This window comes from Candidatus Cybelea sp. (assembly GCA_036489315.1).
In the GTDB taxonomy this organism is placed as follows: domain Bacteria; phylum Vulcanimicrobiota; class Vulcanimicrobiia; order Vulcanimicrobiales; family Vulcanimicrobiaceae; genus Cybelea.
This window is the reverse complement of the sequence record DASXFZ010000047.1, coordinates 92,857-111,870: the sequence shown is the minus strand read 5'-3', so window position 1 is coordinate 111,870 and position 19,014 is coordinate 92,857. Positions and strand designations below refer to the sequence as shown.

The 19,014-nt window shown below is 64.9% G+C and carries 20 protein-coding genes; 15 read left to right on the top strand and 5 right to left on the bottom strand.

Annotation, left to right across the window (positions count from 1 at the left end; genetic code table 11):
• Nucleotides 1-11: 11 nt before the first annotated feature.
• The 3 genes from VGG51_10695 to ispE all read right to left on the bottom strand — a co-directional run bounded on the left by VGG51_10695 (nt 12) and on the right by ispE (nt 3,177).
• Nucleotides 12-1,457, bottom strand: coding sequence for an alkaline phosphatase family protein (locus VGG51_10695; protein ID HEY1883495.1), 1,446 nt, complete (start codon nt 1,455-1,457; stop codon nt 12-14).
• Between the two features lie 116 nt (nt 1,458-1,573).
• A complete protein-coding gene (locus tag VGG51_10690) occupies nt 1,574-2,326 on the bottom strand; it encodes an NTP transferase domain-containing protein (protein ID HEY1883494.1) in 753 nt (250 codons plus the stop codon).
• Nucleotides 2,323-3,177: a 4-(cytidine 5'-diphospho)-2-C-methyl-D-erythritol kinase gene (ispE, locus tag VGG51_10685; protein HEY1883493.1), complete on the bottom strand. Its 855-nt coding sequence runs from the start codon at nt 3,175-3,177 to the stop codon at nt 2,323-2,325. The genes VGG51_10690 and ispE overlap by 4 nt, the downstream gene beginning before the upstream one ends.
• Nucleotides 3,178-3,245: 68 nt before the next feature.
• On the opposite strand from ispE, the gene VGG51_10680 reads away from it, so the two are divergent.
• From VGG51_10680 to VGG51_10655, 6 genes are read left to right on the top strand one after another with little or no spacing between them, the layout of a single operon-like run.
• The gene (locus tag VGG51_10680) at nt 3,246-5,690 is read left to right on the top strand and encodes an amylo-alpha-1,6-glucosidase (GenBank protein ID HEY1883492.1); all 2,445 of its coding nucleotides are present in this window, start codon (nt 3,246-3,248) and stop codon (nt 5,688-5,690) included.
• Complete coding sequence (locus VGG51_10675; protein ID HEY1883491.1) at nt 5,687-6,148, top strand: hypothetical protein; 462 nt, start codon at nt 5,687-5,689, stop codon at nt 6,146-6,148. The genes VGG51_10680 and VGG51_10675 overlap by 4 nt, the downstream gene beginning before the upstream one ends.
• A 47-nt stretch (nt 6,149-6,195) precedes the next feature.
• Nucleotides 6,196-7,083, top strand: coding sequence for a pyridoxal 5'-phosphate synthase lyase subunit PdxS (gene pdxS / locus VGG51_10670; protein HEY1883490.1), 888 nt, complete (start codon nt 6,196-6,198; stop codon nt 7,081-7,083).
• 18 nt (nt 7,084-7,101) lie between these two features.
• Entirely contained in the window at nt 7,102-7,698 is a 597-nt protein-coding gene (gene pdxT, locus VGG51_10665) for a pyridoxal 5'-phosphate synthase glutaminase subunit PdxT (GenBank protein HEY1883489.1), read from the top strand.
• Nucleotides 7,699-7,737: 39 nt separating this feature from the next.
• Nucleotides 7,738-8,001, top strand: coding sequence for a hypothetical protein (locus VGG51_10660; GenBank protein HEY1883488.1), 264 nt, complete (start codon nt 7,738-7,740; stop codon nt 7,999-8,001).
• 36 nt (nt 8,002-8,037) lie between these two features.
• Nucleotides 8,038-8,568 (top strand): HNH endonuclease, encoded by a 531-nt coding sequence (locus tag VGG51_10655; protein ID HEY1883487.1) that lies wholly within the window; start codon nt 8,038-8,040, stop codon nt 8,566-8,568.
• Nucleotides 8,569-8,588: 20 nt separating this feature from the next.
• Here the strand turns inward: VGG51_10655 and VGG51_10650 are convergent, their stop codons facing one another.
• A complete protein-coding gene (locus VGG51_10650; GenBank protein ID HEY1883486.1) occupies nt 8,589-9,065 on the bottom strand; it encodes a hypothetical protein in 477 nt (158 codons plus the stop codon).
• A 74-nt stretch (nt 9,066-9,139) separates the two neighbouring features.
• Here VGG51_10650 and VGG51_10645 point away from each other — a divergent pair, with 74 nt between their 5' ends.
• Genes VGG51_10645 through VGG51_10605 form a run of 9 tightly spaced genes read left to right on the top strand, consistent with a single transcriptional unit; the run spans nt 9,140 to nt 18,302 of the window.
• Entirely contained in the window at nt 9,140-9,745 is a 606-nt protein-coding gene (locus VGG51_10645) for a hypothetical protein (GenBank protein ID HEY1883485.1), read from the top strand.
• Between the two features lie 4 nt (nt 9,746-9,749).
• Complete coding sequence (locus tag VGG51_10640; protein HEY1883484.1) at nt 9,750-10,925, top strand: aminotransferase class III-fold pyridoxal phosphate-dependent enzyme; 1,176 nt, start codon at nt 9,750-9,752, stop codon at nt 10,923-10,925.
• Complete coding sequence (locus tag VGG51_10635) at nt 10,922-12,001, top strand: aminotransferase class I/II-fold pyridoxal phosphate-dependent enzyme (GenBank protein HEY1883483.1); 1,080 nt, start codon at nt 10,922-10,924, stop codon at nt 11,999-12,001. Before VGG51_10640 ends, VGG51_10635 begins: the two co-directional genes overlap by 4 nt.
• Nucleotides 11,983-12,639 carry a dethiobiotin synthase gene (bioD, locus tag VGG51_10630; GenBank protein HEY1883482.1) on the top strand — a complete coding sequence of 219 codons (657 nt, stop codon included), beginning with the start codon at nt 11,983-11,985 and terminating at the stop codon, nt 12,637-12,639. Before VGG51_10635 ends, bioD begins: the two co-directional genes overlap by 19 nt.
• 1 nt (nt 12,640) lies before the next feature.
• Nucleotides 12,641-13,624 carry a biotin synthase BioB gene (bioB, locus tag VGG51_10625; protein ID HEY1883481.1) on the top strand — a complete coding sequence of 328 codons (984 nt, stop codon included), beginning with the start codon at nt 12,641-12,643 and terminating at the stop codon, nt 13,622-13,624.
• 14 nt (nt 13,625-13,638) lie between these two features.
• A complete protein-coding gene (locus VGG51_10620) occupies nt 13,639-15,129 on the top strand; it encodes an aminotransferase class I/II-fold pyridoxal phosphate-dependent enzyme (GenBank protein ID HEY1883480.1) in 1,491 nt (496 codons plus the stop codon).
• 30 nt (nt 15,130-15,159) lie between these two features.
• Nucleotides 15,160-16,704, top strand: a complete 1,545-nt coding sequence (locus tag VGG51_10615) for a R3H domain-containing nucleic acid-binding protein (protein HEY1883479.1) — start codon at nt 15,160-15,162, stop codon at nt 16,702-16,704.
• Nucleotides 16,705-16,722: 18 nt separating this feature from the next.
• Entirely contained in the window at nt 16,723-17,322 is a 600-nt protein-coding gene (tmk, locus tag VGG51_10610; protein ID HEY1883478.1) for a dTMP kinase, read from the top strand.
• Nucleotides 17,298-18,302 carry a hypothetical protein gene (locus VGG51_10605; GenBank protein ID HEY1883477.1) on the top strand — a complete coding sequence of 335 codons (1,005 nt, stop codon included), beginning with the start codon at nt 17,298-17,300 and terminating at the stop codon, nt 18,300-18,302. Before tmk ends, VGG51_10605 begins: the two co-directional genes overlap by 25 nt.
• Nucleotides 18,303-18,308: 6 nt before the next feature.
• Here the strand turns inward: VGG51_10605 and VGG51_10600 are convergent, their stop codons facing one another.
• The gene (locus VGG51_10600; GenBank protein ID HEY1883476.1) at nt 18,309-19,013 is read right to left on the bottom strand and encodes a hypothetical protein; all 705 of its coding nucleotides are present in this window, start codon (nt 19,011-19,013) and stop codon (nt 18,309-18,311) included.
• Between the last annotated feature and the right edge of the window lies 1 nt (nt 19,014).

Sequence of the window (19,014 nt, the reverse complement as noted above, 5' to 3'; positions counted from 1 at the left end):
CGGCAGAGGGACTAGTCCGTGTCGGGCGGCCGGTAGTCGGGCGTCTGATGTACGAAGAAGTTCGTATCGTACTTCGATTGAATCGGTACGAACTCGCGCGGCGGCTTCGAGAAGTCGAAGCAGTCTAAGCCCGGTTTTGTCAGCGACGCCGCACGCTTATCGCTCTCGGCGAGCGGTGCGAGGTGGAAGCGGTCTTCGATGAACTTAAGAATGCTGCCGTGCTCGTAATGAACGTGCGAAACCCAGCCCTTCTTTGCGTACGGCGAGATAATAAGCAAGGGAATTCGTATACCCAAGCCATCGTAATCTTTATAAGTCGGCGCCTCGGGATCGTAGAACCCCCCGTAGTCGTCCCAGAAGATGAAGATGACGGTCGATTTCCAGAACTTCGAGGTGCCGACCGCGTTGACGACCGACGTTACCCACGAAGGCCCCGTATCGGAGCTGCATCCCGGGTGATCGGAGTTCTTGCAGTATGGCGTGATCCACGTGACGTCGCGCAGCTGCCCGTTGCTCACGTCCGTTAGGAACTGCTGCGGCGGATAGAAGACGTCCCGATCCCAGTCTGGGCCGTAGCAGATGTGTTTAACGGCTTGGTAGGAGCTCCAAATTCCGCCCTGGACGTAGCTGTTGCTTTTCAAGCCGCTTCCGCAGGTCGTGCCGCCCGGGCCGACCTTGCCGAGCGGCGTTGCGTAGAAGGCCCAGCTGCCGCCGGCGTCGTCCAGCTCGTCGCCGACGGTCCGGTAGTTAAAACAGTCCGTCACTTTTTTGTCGTAGGCTCGCGGCGGGTCCGCCTTGAGCGTCCAGATCGTGTCGGTTTTGCCGCCGGGGCAACCCCAGTTTACGCCCGGATAGTCGGTCGTCATACCGGCTTGTCCGGAGATAATGTACTGATGCGAAACGTAGCTGCTCGAATCGAAGTTGGAAGCGTACATCTGATCGGCAAGCACGTACTGCTTTGCCATCGAAAAGTAGGGCGCGGATTCGTCGTGCGGCACGTAGCTGTAAGGCGGATATTCGATCGGGCATCGATTCTTGCCGGTTTTGGGACAGGTCCACGTCTCCTTATCGAAGCCGTTCATCCGGCAGTGCGTACCGGGGATCTTACCGGTGCCGTTGCAGGCGGCGTAATAGCCGCCGGAACTGTGCTCGATGTCCCACGAGGTCGCCAAGCCGACCGGCTTCAAAGTAATTTTCTGATTCTTCGAATCTAATCCGTACGTCACGGTCTTCGCGCCGGGAAACCCGTAGAAGAGATTATTGAAGCTGCGATTCTCTTGGACTACGATCACGACGTGCTGGATCTTGTCGATTCCGCCGGCATGCCGCGCCACCGGGGAGCGGCTCAGGCTAGCCGCCGGAATTGCCGGCGCAGCATTTGGGCCCCTGCATCCTGCGAGCAGAAGCGCAACTGCGATAAAGAAGAGCGGCCGGCGTGCGGGCGTGGTTTGAAGCATCGCGTTTCCCGGCGAGCCTCTAGCGTGCGCGACCGAGCTATTCCTCTAGCTTTGCTCGCCGATTTGTCTGCAGTATTAACGTTGTCGTAAGAACGATAACGGGACCTTAATCGAGTTCAGCCCGTGCGCACCAACTCACGCGCGAGCGCGACGTCGCTGACACGGTCGACGTTTACGCCGGTCTCGGGGTAGGGCGAGACGAGCGCGCGCACCGGAGCACCGAGAATGCGCGAGGCACGCGCTTCGGCTTGCGCGATCGAGAGCCGTCCGATCGCAAAGCGGGCCAGCATATCCCAACCGAAGAGCGACGCCAGCTTGAACGGATGCTTGCGTGCGGCGCCGAGATCTTCGATGAAGCGTTCGAGCAGCGGCAGCGCGCGCGGCTTGATTGCCGCCAGCCCCGCTCCGCAGAAGGTGCCGTCGCGCATGCGCGCCCAGGTGTGCGGAACGCTCGGATAGCGCTGCAGATGCACCTGCTTTTCCACGCAGCCGTAGGTGACGTCGGCGCCGAGGGCAGCCGAACGGTCGACGAAATCGTTGACCGCCGCGACGCTGAGAATCGGCAGATCGGAGGTGGCGACGAGCACGGCTTGGTCGGGAGCAAAGCCCTCGAGCCCGTTGCGCAGGCTGTCGCGAATGCGCACTCCGTCGGCGCGAAAGTCGTCGGCCGCGCGCAGATCCGGATTTCCCCACTCGCTCACCGGGGTGACGACTGCGATACGTCCGATCGCCGTACTGGCGCGCAAGGCGTCGACGACGCGCCCGACCAGCGTCGTCCCGCAGATGTCGACGAAGGCCTTGTTCGGCGCGCCGGGCTGCAGCCTCGCGACGTCGTCGAGCGGTCCGCCGGCGAGAACGACGGCGTTCATCGCCACTGTGGTGTCGATGCAAAGCGCGTAACGATTCGTTCAAACGCCGGCGGGAGCAAAAGGCGCTGCGCGATCTGCTCGACGATGGCGTTTCCTTCCGCGAGCGTGAACACGCACGAGCCCGATCCGGCGAGCAGCGCGTTGCTCGCGCCGGCGGCGCGCAGCGCCTCGATAGCGGCGGCGATCTGCGGCGTCCGCGCCGCGGTCACCTCGTGAAAATCGTTTTGCAACAGTCGTTCGACGGCGGCGAAATCGGCGCGCTGAAGCGCTTCGAGCATCGCGATCGAGACGCTGCCGCGGCGCGGGCGCTGCGGCCGCTCGTGCGCGTCGAGCTCGCGATACGCCTGCGCCGTCGATACGGCGACCGGAGGCTTGACGATCAGGACATGCCACCGCGCAATGGCTCCGGCCGGCGTGACGCGCTCGCCCGTGCCTTCGACCAGCGCGGCCGTTCCCGCGAGAAAGAAGGGAACATCGGAGCCGAGCCCGCGCGCGAGCCTCAGCCAATCGTGCGGCGGCGCTGGGCCGAAGGCACCGCTCATCGCCGCACGCAGCACGGCGGCCGCGTCGCTCGAGCCGCCGCCGAGGCCGGCCTCCACCGGAATCCGCTTCGACAAAAGCATGCGCACCGGCGGCAGCGAGCCGCACGCGCTCTCAAGCGCCCTCACGGCGAGATTGCGCTCGTCGGCGAGCTCGCGGCGGTCGCAATCGAAGCTGAAGGCCGAAGCCGGCTCAAAGGCCAGCTCGTCGGCCAAGTCGAGCGGCACCATCACACTGCGAACGCCGTGGTACCCGTCGCTGCGCCGGGCGAGCACTTCGAGCGTCAGGTTGATTTTCGCGGGCGCTTTCAATCCGCGTTGTCGTTGGCCGTCGCGCGAGGAGGCGCCTTTGCGACGGGTGCCGCAGTAGGAAGAAGGAGATGGGCTCGAGTTACGACGCGCAACGCAACGAGTTTTGCGCCTACGTCCTCAATGAATCCGAGACCCCGTACGGGCTGCTGCTCGGAAACTATAAGACGTACGCGCAATCGACTGCCAAGGGCGGCGTACGCGGGCTCTGGGACGCCGATACCGATCAGATCATCTTCGGCACCCATCACATCGCCTATCGCATCTCCGACCGGACGTTCTTTCCGCACCAGATCGAGCGCGAGCTCACCTTTCTCCCGTACGCGCAGATCTCCGAGTTCACGCTCGACCACCGCCTGCACGTTACCGAAGCCTTCTACGTTCCGCACGGCCCGGCGTTCGAACGAGCCGTCTCCTTCGTGGTCGACGTTACGCTTTACAATCCGGGCGCCGCGGAGATGGACGTCGCGATCTTTCCCTGGGCGATGCTCGTCGGCCAGCGCTTCTACGGCGAGCCCGAACACGAGGTACGCGCCTGGAACGACGGGCGCTTGATCTGCTCGCGCAATCTCGAAACCGGGGGCGAGCGCTGGTGGGGCGGCTCGCGTCCCCCGGTCGCCGTCCAGCTCTCGCTGCGCGAACAGGTGCTCCTGGAGTCGATGCGCCGAGCGACGCTCGTCAAGGGCAGTTCGGGGGCCACCGTCGACGACGTGACGCCGGCGGAGGCAGAGCTCGTGAGCCGGCGGATCTTCGGCGCTTTCGAGTATCGCGTCACGGTGGCGGCCGGGGCGCGCGAGTCGCTGCGGTTGGCGGTCGTTTACCACAAGGCCGGAACCGAGAAGAGCCGTCCCGTGCTCGAAGCGCTGCTCGCCGATCCGAAGGCGCTGCACGACACGCAGGGCTATTTCGGCGAGCGTCTCGATGACGCTCGTTTCCTTACGCCCTCGCCGGAGATCAGCCGCGGCGTCGTCTGGGCGAAGGCGAATATGCTGCGCGTCGTCAAGGAGTATCCGCACGGATGGGGCTCGACGAACTCGCCGCCGTCGGATATCCTCGTCTCGCGCGACACGTCGTGGTTCGTCCACGGCTTCGACTACTTTTGGCCGGATTTCAGCCGCAACGCACTCGAGGTCTTCAACGAGGCGGCCGAAGACTCGGGATTGATGATCGAGTACGTGCGCGGTGTCAGCGGCTACAAGACCGACTACGATCTCAACGTCAACGACGATACGCCGCTGCATCTAATCGCGATGCTGCACCACTACAACGCGACGCTCGACGACGAGTGGGTTCGCAAACACGTGGCGCTGGTCGTGCGGCTCACCGACTATATGCTCTCGCAGCGCGACGACCACGGCCTGGTCGTCTGCCGCGCGAAGGGCGTCGACCTGCACGGGATCTCCTCGTGGCGCAACATCATCCCCTACTACACGCTCGACGGGGCGGTCACCGAGATCAATGCCGAGTGCGTTTACGCGCTCGAGGCGGCGGCGATGCTCTGCGCGGTCGTCGGCGATCACGACCACTGGGAGAAATACAGCAGCGAAGCGCAGCACATGCGCGCGGCGATGATGGACTATCTGTTCAACGACGATACCGGCGCTTTCGTGCTCAACTACGATCAAGACGGCAACTATCAAGATAACTTTACCGCCGACGAAGTCTTCCCGGTGCTCTTCGGGATCGCCGACCGGGAGCAGCGCCGTGTGATTCTTAAGCGGCTGCAGGAGGCCGATTTCGTGACTCCGGTCGGGCTGCGCACGATCTCCACCGCCGACGCTTGGTACTTTCCGTCGTACGGATTCGGGCTGCTTGGCGGGATCTGGCCCGACCTGACGCTGTGGTACGCCGTCGCGCTCGCCCGCAACGATCTCATCGACGACGCGGTGCGCTACCTCACGATGACCTACGCGGCGATGGAGGGCGGCAGCCCGCGAAACACCGTGCCGGGCGAGTTCGCGGAGTGGTTCGACGGCGGATCGCTGAGCAACCGGGGCATGTATCTCTCGCCGTGGACCGGCGCAAAGTATCTGTGGGCCGTTGCCGAAACGGTCGGCGGTTTGAACGGTTATCGCACGAGCGGGCGGCCCCATCTCTCGCCGCTTCGCCCCAAGGAGTGGCAGTGGGTCGCCGCCGCACGCGTGCACTGGGGCGGCCGGCGCTGCACGTACGTCGTCGATCTGCGCAGCGATACGATCTACGGCAACATGCCCGAGCTCTCGGCCGAAGAGCCCTTCAAGTGCATCTACGCCGGGCGCGACGTCAGCGACGAGGTCACCACGTCGCCGGTCGAGGTCGGGGCGATCGCCTTCGAGGACGACGAGGGAGCGGTGCGGATCTTCGTTGGAAACCACTTCGACCGTTCGCGCAACGTGCTGATCGAGTTTCGCGGGCACACGGCTCGCGTCGACATGGCCGCCGGCGAACTACGCGAGGTGCACCTCATCGGTAAGCCGAGCGACCGGAAGGCTCGCGCCGCGAAGCTCGACGTCGTTCGGCCGCTCGTCCGCGCGTGAAGTTCCCCACGATCGTCCTGGCCGTCGGCGCTGCGGTCTTGCTCCTGGCCGTCGTGATCGGCCAGCGGATGGGCGACCGCGTCATGCAGCAGGCCACGCAAACCCAACTGAATTCGGTGATCCCCACCCCGCTTCCGACCGGCGCGGATACCTCGCCGCAGCCGTACGGTCCCGACTGGAAACGCTCGCAGGCGCTCTCGGCCGCGGGGGACCCGCGCTTCCCCGACCCTCGCGTACCGCCCCAGCCGGTCCCGACGGCGATTCCCGCGACTCCCAAGCCTCCGCCGACGCCCACCCCGATCCCCACGGCGACGATCAATCCGAACATTCCGATCTGGCGGCAGAAGCCGCTGCCCGTCCTCAAAGAGGAGGCCCAACCTCTCCCATCGGGCGGCCTAATTACGCCGGCGCCGGAGGCCTCCGGCCCGGAGAGTCCCAGCCCACCGCCTCCTCGTTAGCGGCTTTCCTCAACGTTTTGGCTGGGTGCGGCTGTTATGATAGTGCGATGGAAAAAGGAACGGTAACGGTTAAGCGCGGGCTCGCGCAGATGCTCAAAGGCGGCGTTATTATGGACGTCGTCACCCCCGAACACGCGGCAATCGCGCAAGAAGCCGGCGCGGTCGCGGTGATGGCGCTCGAACGAATTCCCGCCGATATCCGGGCGGCCGGCGGCGTCGCCCGCATGAGCGCAATCGACCTGATCCGCGGCATCATGGATGCCGTTACCATTCCCGTCATGGCCAAAGTACGCATCGGTCACTTCGCCGAAGCGCAAGTGCTGCAGCAGCTCGGCGTCGACTACATCGACGAGTCGGAAGTGCTCACGCCCGCCGACGACAAGTATCACGTCGACAAGCATCTGTTCACGACGCCGTTCGTCTGCGGGGCGCGCGACCTGGGTGAAGCGTTGCGGCGGATCGCCGAAGGCGCGGCAATGATTCGCAGCAAGGGCGAAGCCGGCAGCGGCAACATCGTTGAAGCCGTCCGGCACATGCGTGCGATCGGCGATTCGATCCGCGAGCTGAGCGTCGCGCCGAAGGAAGAGCTCGTCGCGCGAGCGCGAGATCTCGGCGCGCCCTACGAGCTGGTGACCGAGATCGCGCAGAACGGGAAGCTCCCGGTCGTTCTTTTTTGCGCCGGCGGCGTCGCCACGCCCGCCGACGCCGCATTGATGATGCAGCTCGGCGCGGAAGGCATCTTCGTCGGAAGCGGCATCTTCAAATCGAAGGATCCCAAGCGTTTCGCTCGCGCGATCGTCAACGCCACAACCCATTTCAACGATCCGTCCGTCGTGCTTGACGCGTGCCGCTCGCTTGGGCAATCGGAGGCTATGCCAGGCCTCGACGTGCGTCAGTTGAGTGAAGCCGAGCTGATGGCACCGCGTGGCAATTAGCCCTTCGACAAGCTCAGGATGACAACCACAGGTGTGCTTGCGCTGCAGGGTGACGTCGTCGAGCACTGCGCGGCGCTGGAACGCGCCGGGGCGCGGCCCCTTGCCGTCAAAACGCCTGCCGACCTCGCGCGCGTCGATGCGCTGATCGTTCCCGGCGGCGAGTCGACGACGGTGATGAAGCTGCTCGAACGCTCGGGGCTCGGGCGGCCGATCGTCGAGCGCACGCACGCCGGCATGCCGCTGTGGGGAACCTGCATGGGAATGATCGTCGCCGCGCGCGACGTCGCCGGCGCCGCTCAGCCGACGCTCGACCTCATCGACATCACCGTGCGGCGCAACGCATTCGGCCGGCAAAACGATTCCGCGGAAATTCCGCTCCAGATTCCCGCGCTCGGCAGCGAGCCGTTTCCCGGTGTCTTCATTCGGGCGCCGTGGATCGAGCGATACGGCCCGACGGTCGAGTTGCTCGCCGAGCGCGACGGTCACGGCATTATGGTACGTGAAGGCAACGTACTGGCCACCGCCTTCCATCCCGAACTCACCCGCGACCCGCGCATTCATCAATACTTCCTCGGAATGTCCGGTCAGCAAGGGAAGCCCTCAGCAGCCGCTTAACTCCGGAAAGGGATGTCCACCCGAAGCGCCCCTCCCGATATGCAGGGGGGATTTCAAGGGCAGATTCCGCCCGTCGAGCCTTTGCTCAGCGAGGTGATCGCAACGCTCGCCCTAGCGGCGCATGCTTATCTCACCGAAGAAGGCGGGCGGCAGCCCGACCATCAATCGGCCGAGGTCGCGATCGACGTTGCAACGGCTGCCTTCGAACGGGTCAAAGAAAGGTTGCCTGCCGATCAGCGGTTAGCAATAACACAAATGCTAACCGAAACGCGATTGATGTTCGTCCGGCAGCGAGGCACCTAAAATGCCTCGCCTTCATACCCGCGGGAAAACGATCGCATGAGCGAGGTGCTCGTGCTGAACTTTACCTACGAAGCGCTCAACGTCACCAGCTTTCAGCGTGCCGTCAAGCTGCTTTTCGCCGGAAAAGCGGAGATGCTGCACGGCCGAGAGCGGATGCTCGCGTCGCCCACGCTCGCGATGCGGATGCCCTCGATCATCCGGATGCTGTACTACATCCGCCGGCCGATGCAGAAGGTCGCGCTGACGAAGAAGAACGTGCTCATTCGCGACGATCACATGTGCCAATACTGCGGGTTGCGCGGCGAGCGCCTGATGACCGTCGATCACGTTACGCCCAAGAGCCGCGGCGGGGAGTCGACCTGGGAGAATCTCGTCTGCGCCTGCATGCGCTGCAACAACCGCAAGAACAACCGTACGCCGCGCGAAGCCAATATGTCGCTGCAGCGCAAGCCGCGCCAGCCCAAATATATTCCTTGGATTCAGATCAAACGCAACACGCTGCCCGACGAATGGGGTAAGTTCTTGTTCCTCTACAACGTCTCGATCGAGGAGCGAGTCGAAACCTAGGCTCCGGGCGCCGAACCGGGCTACGGCTGGTTCATCGCCTTCATCGACTGATCGGGAATCCCATCGGGACAGATGGTCGCTTGCACGGCCGGCGTGACGTAGTACGCGTGCAGGTCGTAGTGCGGCACCGGCAGACCCGGGTGGCCCTTCGGCTCGAACTTGAAGTCGATGTGATCGATCGTGTAGCCCGGGAGCGCGTGCAGGTTCGCATAGGCGAAGCCTTGCTGGAGCTGCTCGACGGTGACCATGATCTCCGTGAAGACCGGCTTTCCTTGCCAGACGCCGTAGATCGGGCCCATCGGCGCGTCTTTGAGATTCATCCAGTGCTCGCCCATGGTTGCGACGCACGGCGAGACGAGCACGGCGCCGGCGGGGATGCCGGCGGGATGGACCGCCGGCTGCGGGGGGAGCTGGGGCGTTGCGGCGTCTGCCCGGGCGCCCTGCGGAAGCGCGAAGCCGGCAAAAGCAAAAGCCAGCAACAGCGATAAGCGAACCATGGATAGGCCCTCCTTTACACGAGCGACCTTTGGCGCGGGAAGAGTTCAATCCTAGGAGAACGCGCCGTCTTGTCATGCCGCTGCAGAATCGCGTCACGCCGTACGGCGAAGTCGTAGCGCTCCCGGGGCGCGGGCAGATGATGGGGAACCGCGGAATTCTTCACGACGATTCGCGGCAAGTCGTCAGGTCGTTTGCGGTGAAGCGCTGGATAGCGTGCGAGCTCGAGTTTCGCGGCCGCAAGCGCAGCGTGATGACGCCGCACCGCTACACCGAGCTTTTCTTCCTCGACGAAGCAGCCGGGCTGAGCGCCGGTCATCGCCCGTGCGCGGAGTGCCGGCGCGCCGACTTCAACCGTTTTCGCGCGTTCTGGGAAGCGAGCATCGCGACGCCCAACGATGCCGACTCGATGGATCTGCGTCTGCACGCCGATCGTCTCGCCGGGAAGAAGAAGCGCACGTATCGCGCCGCGCTTGCCTCGCTGCCCGACGGTGCGTACGCCGTTTGGGAAGGCCGGCCGCATCTCGTGTGGGGCGACTCGTTGTTCGAATGGTCCGATGCAGGCTATACAAGGCGCGTCGCGCGCGCGCAACGCGGCGAGGTCGAGGTGCTGACGCCGCACGCGATCGTCGAGGTCCTGGCGGCGGGCTATCGTCCAACAATTCACTCCAGCGCGGAATAGTTTGGTGGCGGAGGCTTCTCATCTGTGGCTGCCGTTCACCCAAATGCGGGATTTCGAACGGCGTCCGCACCGTTTCGTCCGCGGGCTCGGCTCGCGGCTTTGGGATGCGCAGGGCCGGCGCGTCTTCGACGCGGTCAGTTCAATTTGGACGACGATACACGGCCATTGCCATCCGCGTATCGTCGACGCGATCGCGACGCAAGCCGCACACCTCGATCATGCAACGCTGCTGGGTGCGAGCAATCCCGTCGCCGAACGGCTCGCCGAGCGTCTCTGCACGCTTGCGGGAATGGACTACGCGTTCTTCGGCGGCGACGGCGCCAGCGCAGTCGAAGCGGCGCTGAAGATGGCGCTGGCGTATTGGCAGAACAAGGGCGAACCGCAGCGCACGCGTTTCGTTCGGCTGGGCGATGCGTATCACGGCGATACGGCCGGCGCGATGAGCGTCTCGGATATCGCGCTCTTCAAGTCGCGCTTTGGCAGCCTGACGTTCGAAGCGCGGGGCTTCGAAAGCGGCGCGGCGCAGGGGGACGACGTGGCGGCGGTCATCCTCGAGCCGCTCGTGCAGGCGGCCTCGGGAATGCGTCTGGTTCCGAGCGCGATCTACGACGAGCTGCGCGAGGCGCGGACGCTGGTCATCTGCGACGAGGTCGCTACCGGCTTCGGGCGGACGGGGACGATGTTCGCCTTCGAACAGACGCCGCTACACCCCGATATCGTCTGCGTCGGCAAAGGCTTGAGCGGCGGCACGCTGGCGCTTTCGGCGACGCTCGTGCGCCGGGAAGTCTATCAGGCGTTTCTTGGCGAGCCCGGGGAATACGTCCACTTCTTTCACGGTCATTCGTACGCCGGCAATCCGATCGCCTGTGCTGCGGCGCTCGCTTCGCTCGACCTCTTTGAAGAGGAGCGGACCTTGGCCCGCGCCGCAAGCATAGCGCGCGCCGCCGGTTTGCGCCTGGAAACGCTCGGCTTGCATCCCCACGTGCGCGAGGCGCGGCAGGCCGGGACGATGATCGGCGTCGAGCTTGCGTCGAGCGCCTGGCCGGTCGCCGATGCACTCTACGAAGCGGGGCAATTCACGCGCCCGATCGGCAACGTCATTCAGTTCGTTCCGCCGCTGTGCGCAACCGGCGACGAGGTTCACTCGTTCTTCGATGCATTGAGCAACGCACTGCCGTGAGCTACCTCGATCGAGTCGAGGACGCGCTGCAGAAGATCCGCGAAGAACATCGGTATCGCGAGCTGCCGCTTCGCCGGCTGGCCGACGTTATCGACTTCTCTTCGAACGATTACCTCGGGATGGCCGAAGAGCCGCAGGTCCTCGAGGCGCTCAAGCACGCGAAGCGCGCCGGCTCGGGCGGTGCGCGGCTTCTGGCCGGGCGTAATCGCGAGCTTTCGTTGCTCGAGGAGGAGCTCGCGGCGTGGCTCGGGCGCGAACGGGCGCTGCTTTTTTCGTCGGGCTACCTCGCAGGCATCGGCGCGATTCCGGTGCTTGCGAAGCTCGTGGCGTCGATCTACTCCGACCGCGCGAACCACGCGTCGCTGATCGACGGAGCGCGGCTTTCGAGCAGACCGCGCGTACCCTACGAGCACGCGACGCTGCCGCAGCTGCCTGCGGGCGAATCGGCGCTCGTGGTCAGCGAGACGCTCTTTGGGATGGATGGCGACACGATCGACGCCGCCGCGCTGCTCCGGCAACTGCGCGAGCCGGATGTGCTGCTCTTCGATGAAGCGCACGCGCTCGGCGTCGCCGGCCCGCAAGGGGCAGGCGTCGCGCGAAATCTGGCGGATCCGCGCGTGCTGATCCTCGGCACGCTCTCGAAGGCGCTCGGTACTCTGGGGGGCTTCGTTGCGGGACCGGCCGTGACGATCGATCTGTTCGTCAACCGGGCGCGCAGCTTCATCTTCGATACCGCACTGCCGCCGGCGCTAGCGCTCGCGGCGCGCATTGCGCTGCACCTGACGCGCGGCGCGGAGGATCGCCGCACGCGGCTGAACGCCAATGCCGAGCGGCTGCGTCTCGCGTTGGGCATCGCGGGCGAGGGTCCAATCGTTCCCATCCCCCTGGGCGAGGAAGCGCGCGCGCTGCGCATTTCACAGCGGCTCTTGGAACGCCGCATATTTGTTCCGGCGATCCGGCCGCCGACCGTGCCGCCGGGCACATCGCGCCTGCGCGTAACGCTACGCGCGGATCACACGCTCGAGCAGGTCGATCTGCTCGCTGCCGAGCTGCAACGGTGCATCGCTACTTCGTAACCGGCACCGATACCGACGTTGGGAAGACGCGCGTCGCCGCATCGCTCGCGCTGGCGCTCGCGCGCGGCGGCAAAAATCCGGTGATCGTCAAGCCCGTGCAGACGGGGCTGGGCCCGCTCGAAGAAGGCGACGCGCAGCGCGCTGCGCGGCTTTCCGGTGTTGCCTGCATCGAGATCGCGCGCTACGAAAAGGCCGCCGATCCATGGTCGGCAGCGCTGGCGCAGGGGCGCGAGCCGCTCGCGGCGCGTGCCCTGGCCGAGGCGCTCGACGGGCTCGATGGTGCGCTCGTCGTCGAAGGGGCCGGCGGTATTATGGCGCCGCTCAATGCCGGCGAGCATCTGGGCGACGTCGCGGCGCTGGCGCATCTGGAGACGATCGTGGCGATCGGTCTGCGGCTCGGCTGCCTGAGTCACGCGCTGCTCACCCTGCGCCTCTGCCGGGAGCTCGCGCTTTCGGTAGCGGGCGCGGTACTCGTCGAACGCTGGGGGCCCGCCGGCGAGGCGTATCGCTCCGACGTGCTGCGCGCGTTGCAGGAGAACGTGCGCGTACTCGGGATTTTGGCGAGTGCCCCGGAGGAGGCCGAGTCGGTCGAAGCCGGAGCAAAGCTTTTCGCACCACTGGTGAACCAAGAACGCTGAGATGACCCACCACACGATCGAACGGGCGCGCACCGAGCTGCTCGAGCGCGAGCAGCCCGCGCGCGCCGAGCTGCTGCGCCGGCTGGCGGAGCTCCCGTCCGAGCACGTTCCGGAACTGCTCGCGCTGGCCGACGACGTCCGCTCGCGCTACTGCGGCAGCGGCATCGCGGTCGAAGTGCTCTATAACGCTAAGCGAGGCGGATGTTCGGAGGACTGCAACTTCTGCTCGCAGAGCGCCCGCTACGCGACCGGCGTCGAGCCCGAACGGCTTTCCAGCGTCGAGGAATTCGTCGCCGCCGCGCACGAGGCGCAGACCCGCGGCGCCGGCGAGTTCTGCATTGTCGTCGCCGTCCGCGGGCCGTCGGAGCGGCTGTTGGCGCGCGTCTGCGAAGCGGTGGTGCGCATCAAGCGCGAGCTGCCCTTGACGGTGGCCGTTTCCCTTGGAATTCTCAGCGGCGCGCAAATCGAGCGTCTTGCGCAGGCCGGCGTCGACAAAGTCAATCACAATCTCGAGAGCTCGCGCCGCTACTTTCCGCAAGTCTGCACGACGCATACCTACGACGAGCGCTGGGAGACGTGTGTGCGCGTCAAGCAGCGGAATTTGGAGCTGTGCTGCGGCGGGATCATCGGGATGGGCGAAGACATCGCCGACCGCATCGACTTTCTGATCGCCCTGCAGGAGCTGTCGCCGCAAGAGGTGCCGATCAACTTTCTCAATCCGCGGCCCGGAACGCCCTTCGCTCTGCGCCCGCTGCTCGATCCGGTCGAGGCGTTGCGCTTCGTCGCGATGGCGCGCCTCGCGCTCCCCAACGCGCTCGTTCGTTTCGCGGGCGGCCGCGAAGTGACGCTCAAAGCCTTACAGGACGTCGGCATGCGCAGCGGCGCGAGCGGGATCGTTTTGGGCAACTACCTCACCACGGAAGGCCGCAGCGACGCCGACGACTTCGCGATGCTCGATCGGCTCGGCTTCGAAGTCCTCGCGTAGCGCCGAGCGCAAACGTGGCCCTCGATCAGACCCGCGCGCCCTACTTCCAAGCGCTGCTCGATTACGTGGATGCGGGCGTCATCCCGTTTCACACGCCCGGACACATTCAGGGCATCGGCATGGACCTCGCTTTCCGCGAGTTCGTCGGCGATAACATCTGCGCGATCGACCTGACGCCGATGCCCGGCATCGATGACTTGCTCCAGCCGACCGAATCGATCAAGGAAGCGCAGGAGCTTGCCGCTCAGGCGTGGGGCGCCGATCACACCTTCTTTTTGATCAATGGGTCGACCAGCGGCAATCAGTGCATGATGATGGCGGCGCTCAACCCCGGCGAGAAGATCGCCGTCCCGCGCAACTCTCATAAGTCGATGCTCGGGGGCCTCGTGATGAGCGGCGCGCAGCCGATCTATATGGCGCCGGAAGTCGACGAGGAACTGCGCGTCGACCACTGCGTGACGCCGGCGACGGTGGCCCGGGCGCTCGAAGAGCACCCCGACCTCACCGCCGTCTATCTCGTATCGCCCACGTACTACGGCGTCGCCGCCGATCTCGCCGCGATCGAGCGAATCGTCCACGATGCGGGCAAAGTACTGCTCGTCGACGAGGCGTGGGGACCGCACTTTCACTTCCATCCGGCGCTCCCGCTCTCGGCGACCGCCGCCGGCGCAGATCTCTGCATCAACTCGACGCACAAAATGCTCTCGTCGTTCTCGCAATGCGCGATGCTGCATCACCGAGGCGAGCGCGTCGCGATCGACCGGCTCGAAAGCGTTCTTAAGATGTTCTTATCGACGTCACCGAATCTGCCCATGGTGGCCTCGCTCGACGTCGCACGCAAGCAGATGGCGACCGAGGGAGCGGCCCTGCTCTCGCGCACGATCGAGCTCGCGGAAGAGACGCGGGCGCGGTTGAACGAAATCCCAGGCATCTACTGCTTCGGTGAGGAGATACAGGGGCGCAACGGCGTCTTCGATCTCGACCCGACGAAGATCGTCGTTACGGTGAAAGGGCTGGGCTATACGGGCTACGAGGCGTCGAGCATTCTGCGCCGTCGCTATAACATTCAGGTCGAGCTGGCCGATCTCTTCAACGTCGTCGCGCTTTTTACGATCGGTACGACGCGCGATGCGGCGGAGCGCTTTATCTTAGCCTTCGAAGAGATGGCGCGCGACGACCGCCCGATCGACATGTTCGCGCCCTCGGGCATCCTGGAGGAGCGTCTGCGGCGCGGGACGTTTCGGCTGCCTGCGGTTCCGCCGATGCGGATGCTGCCGCGCGAAGCGTTCCTGGCCGAGGCGGAGTTCGTGAAGTTTCGCGAGTCACAGGGGCGGATCTGCGCCGAGACCCTGACGCCGTATCCGCCCGGCATTCCCGTGATCGCACCGGGCGAAGAGATCACGCAGGAAATCATCAATTACGTGCGGTTGGAACTCAAGGCCGGCGTGCGCATACAGGGCCCGCACGACGGCGAGCTGCGCGTCATCCGCGTGGTGAAGGAGTGACCCCGCACCTCGGCTAACCGTATCGAGCAAGTGGCGGTCAGGGTTCATTCAGTTTCGCCTAGTTGGGAGCTCTCCCAACTCCTCGACATCTTCCCGCTCACCATTCGGCAAGCGCTCGTTCGGCTTCGCAACCTCGAAGACATCATCGAGGTCGTTCTCGATTTAGGGCGCCCGCCGGAGGCTCGCTTCGAAAACGACTTCATTTACCTTACCGACGTTCCGGTAAGCCACGAAGATATCGCGCACGTCTGCTCGCGCATCTCGCCGTTCGGCGCCGACAATCGCGCGGGAATCGAGCAAACGCTGCACCGCATCAGCGCGATTCGCAACCGCACCGGCAAGATCGTCGGGCTGACCTGTCGCGTCGGGCGCGCGGTCTACGGAACGATCGATATTTTGGTCGACGTCCTGCGCGGCGGGCAATCGATCTGTTTGCTCGGTAAACCCGGCGTCGGCAAAACGACGATGCTGCGCGAGTGCGCGCGCGTGCTCTCCGAGGAGCGCAAGCGCGTCGTCATCGTCGATACCTCCAACGAAATCGCGGGCGACAGCGACATTCCGCATCCTGGGATCGGCCTCGCGCGCCGCATGCAGGTCGCCGATCCGGCGCTGCAGCACGCGGTGATGATCGAGGCGGTCGAGAATCACATGCCCGAGGTCATCGTAATCGACGAGATCGGCACCGAGGCAGAGGCGGGCGCAGCGCGCACGATCGCCGAACGCGGCGTGACGCTGATCGGCACGGCCCACGGCCAGACGCTGGAAAACCTGCTGATGAACCCGACGCTTTCCGATCTGGTCGGCGGTATCAGCGCGGTCACGCTCTCCGATGAAGAAGCCCGTCGCCGCGGCACGCGCAAGACCGTCCTCGAGCGCAAGGCGCCCCCGACCTTCGACATCGTCATCGAGATCCACGACCGCGATCGCATGGCGATTCACAAGAACGTCGCCGAGGTCATCGACGCGCTGCTGCGCGGTTACCAGCCGCAGCCCGAGATTCGCCAGCGCACGGCCAGCGGTGAAGTGACGGTCGTTCAGGAGGCCGATACCGAATCGATGCCGCGCCTCACCGACGCTTACGATCACCATCACGATAACGAGAGCGAAGACCGCCCGCTTTCGATCTTCCCCTACGGCGTCTCGCGCAATAAAATCGAGCGCGCGATCGCGAACCTGCGCGTCCACGCGTCGATCGCCCGGAACTGGGACGACGCCGACGTCGTCCTGACGCTCAAAACCCTCGAGCGTAAGGAGCAACCCAAGCTCAAGCAGATCGCCTCCGACAACGTCCCGATTTACTCGATCAAAACGAACACGACGACGCAGATTCAGACGGCGCTGCGCGACGTCTTTAATCTCGGCTCGATCGACAACGAAGAGATCGCCTTGCGCGAAGCGGAAGAGGCGATCTACCAGGTGCTGTTGACGAGCAAGGCGATCGAACTCTCGCCGCAGACGTCGTACATTCGGCGCATGCAGCACCAGCTCGCCGAGCGCTACCGCCTCCAGTCGCGCAGCACCGGCCTCGAGCCCAACCGGCGCGTCCGGATCTTCAAAATCGCCGAAGCCTCGTAGCAAACCTAACGCGTCACGATGTTTATCGTTGTCGAAGGGATTGAAGGCAGCGGAAAGAGCACGCTGCTGCGCGGGCTCGTCGAACGTTTGCGGATGGACGGGCGCGACGTCGTCATTACGCGCGAACCGGGTGGGACGGCGACCGGCGATGCGATCCGTACGATTTTCCTCGACCGAACCTTGAACATCAAACCGCTCACCGAGGCGCTGCTGGTCAACGCAGCCCGAGCGCAACACGTTGCGGAGGTGATTCGCCCCGCGCTCGACGCGGGCCGGCTCTTACTCTGCGACCGCTTTATTTCATCGACGCTCGCGTATCAGGGGTACGGCCGCGGCTTCGATCTGGCAGCGCTGCAGCGCCTATGTGACGAAGCGACCGGGAAGCTGGAGGCCGATCTCGTCTTTCTGCTCGACCTTCCCGTCGATCTCGCGCGCAAACGAATGGCCGAGCGATCCTACCAGCTCGACCGTATCGAGAGCGAGGACGCCGCGTTTCACGAGCGCGTGCGCCAAGGCTATCTCGTACTGGCGAAGTCGCCGAGATTTCGCAAGCTCGATGCGACGCAGCCGGTCGAGACCCTCTTGGACGTGGCGTGGAGCTTCATTTCGACGTTATAGGGGCGCAAGGGCCGAGGCGCTATTTCGACGCGCTCACGCGCGACAAGATCGCACACGCATACCTTTTCTCCGGGCCGAGCGGCGTTGGGAAGAAGACCTTCGCGCGCCGCTTGGCGCAATCGCTGCTCTGCCTGGCACCGAAAGATGCCGTGCTCGGCTATGACGGTACCTGCTCCACGTGCGCGCTCTTTGCAGCCTCCCACGCGCGCCATCCCGATTTCCTCGAGCACGTCGGCGCACTGAAGATCGGCGAGCGTGACGTCGCGATGGGCTTTTACGAAGGCGACGAACTCCACGCCCGCGACCTGGTCCGGCAGCTCTCGATGCAGTCGTACGGCGGCGGCATGCGCGTGCTGCTCCTTGGCAACGTTGAGTTTGCCTCGCCGGCGGCGGCTAACGCGCTGTTGAAATTTCTCGAAGAGCCCCCGCCGGGCGTCGTTATGCTCCTCACCACGCCCGCACCCGAAAGCCTTTTGCCGACGATCCGGTCGCGGGTCATCGAGCTGCGCTTTCCCCGCCTCTCGACCGCGGAGGTCGCCGAGATTCTCACGAGGATGCACTACGCTGCCGCCGATGCGAAGCTTGGTGCGTCGCTTGGGGGCGGAAGCGTGACGCGCGCCGTCGCGGCGCTCGGCGGCGAAGACGAATCGCTGCGCGCGACCGTCATCGGCTGGTTCTTCGAGACGCTGCGGGGGAAAGCGCCGCAGAGCGTTTGGGCGAGCCGCGAGACGCTCGACGAAGGCATTGAAACGGTGAAGACGCTCGTGCGGGACTGGATCGTTACGAGTTCGGGCGACGGCGTCGCGCTCGTCTCCCTCGATCAAGAGAAACGCCTGCGCGCGCTAGAGCCGATCGGAGGAAAACAAGCCGCAGCGCTGCTCGTTAGGCTCGATGAAGCGCAGCGCCTCGCCCAGACGAACGTCCCGCCCGCGATGGTCGGCGAACTCCTTCGCATGGCCCTTAGCTCGTTGTCACCCTGAGCGCCCCTACCAAAAGCCGCGGAAGGCGACGTCGTCGTACTGTTTGGCAAACGGGAAGGCGAGATAGGCGAGAACGATCGCGCGCACGGCCGCAAACGTCAGCTGATATTCGATGACGTTGAGCCCCGAGGCAAAGCGGGTGATGACGAAGCTGGGAACCAGGGTCCAAAGCGCGATGAAAACGACGGCCAAGATGCCTGCGCCGAGCAGATTTTCGCGGACCGCACGGAACGACGCGCCGATTGCGAGGTTGCCGGGCATGCCGCCGATGGCCGCGGCGGGGATCGTGTAAATCAAGAAAAACGCGACGACGAGCTGCAGGACGACTCCGACGATTCCGCCGCCGAGAAACTCTCCGATGTACTGCGCGGCCCACAGCAAGAAGTAGAAACCGATCGCGGCGATGAGGATCCCGCCGGCCTTTTGCCGCCCCTCCTCCCAGGCTTCGTCGAAGGTCGCGCGCCGGCCGCGCCAGACATTGTTCGCGCCGATTACCGCCACGCCGAAGCAGAAACCGTAGAGCAGCTGCGTGACGATCTGGAAGACGAAGAGCCCCAGACCGCCGACCGGTTCGGTGAAGTAGGGCGAGATCTGCTCGATCAAAATATCGACGACGGCCGCCAGCAGCGGCATAACGAAGACGGACGGGTGGCGCAGCAGCTGCGGGATGGCCCGCGCGTACATCGCGAAATCGACGCTCCTCAAGCGCATC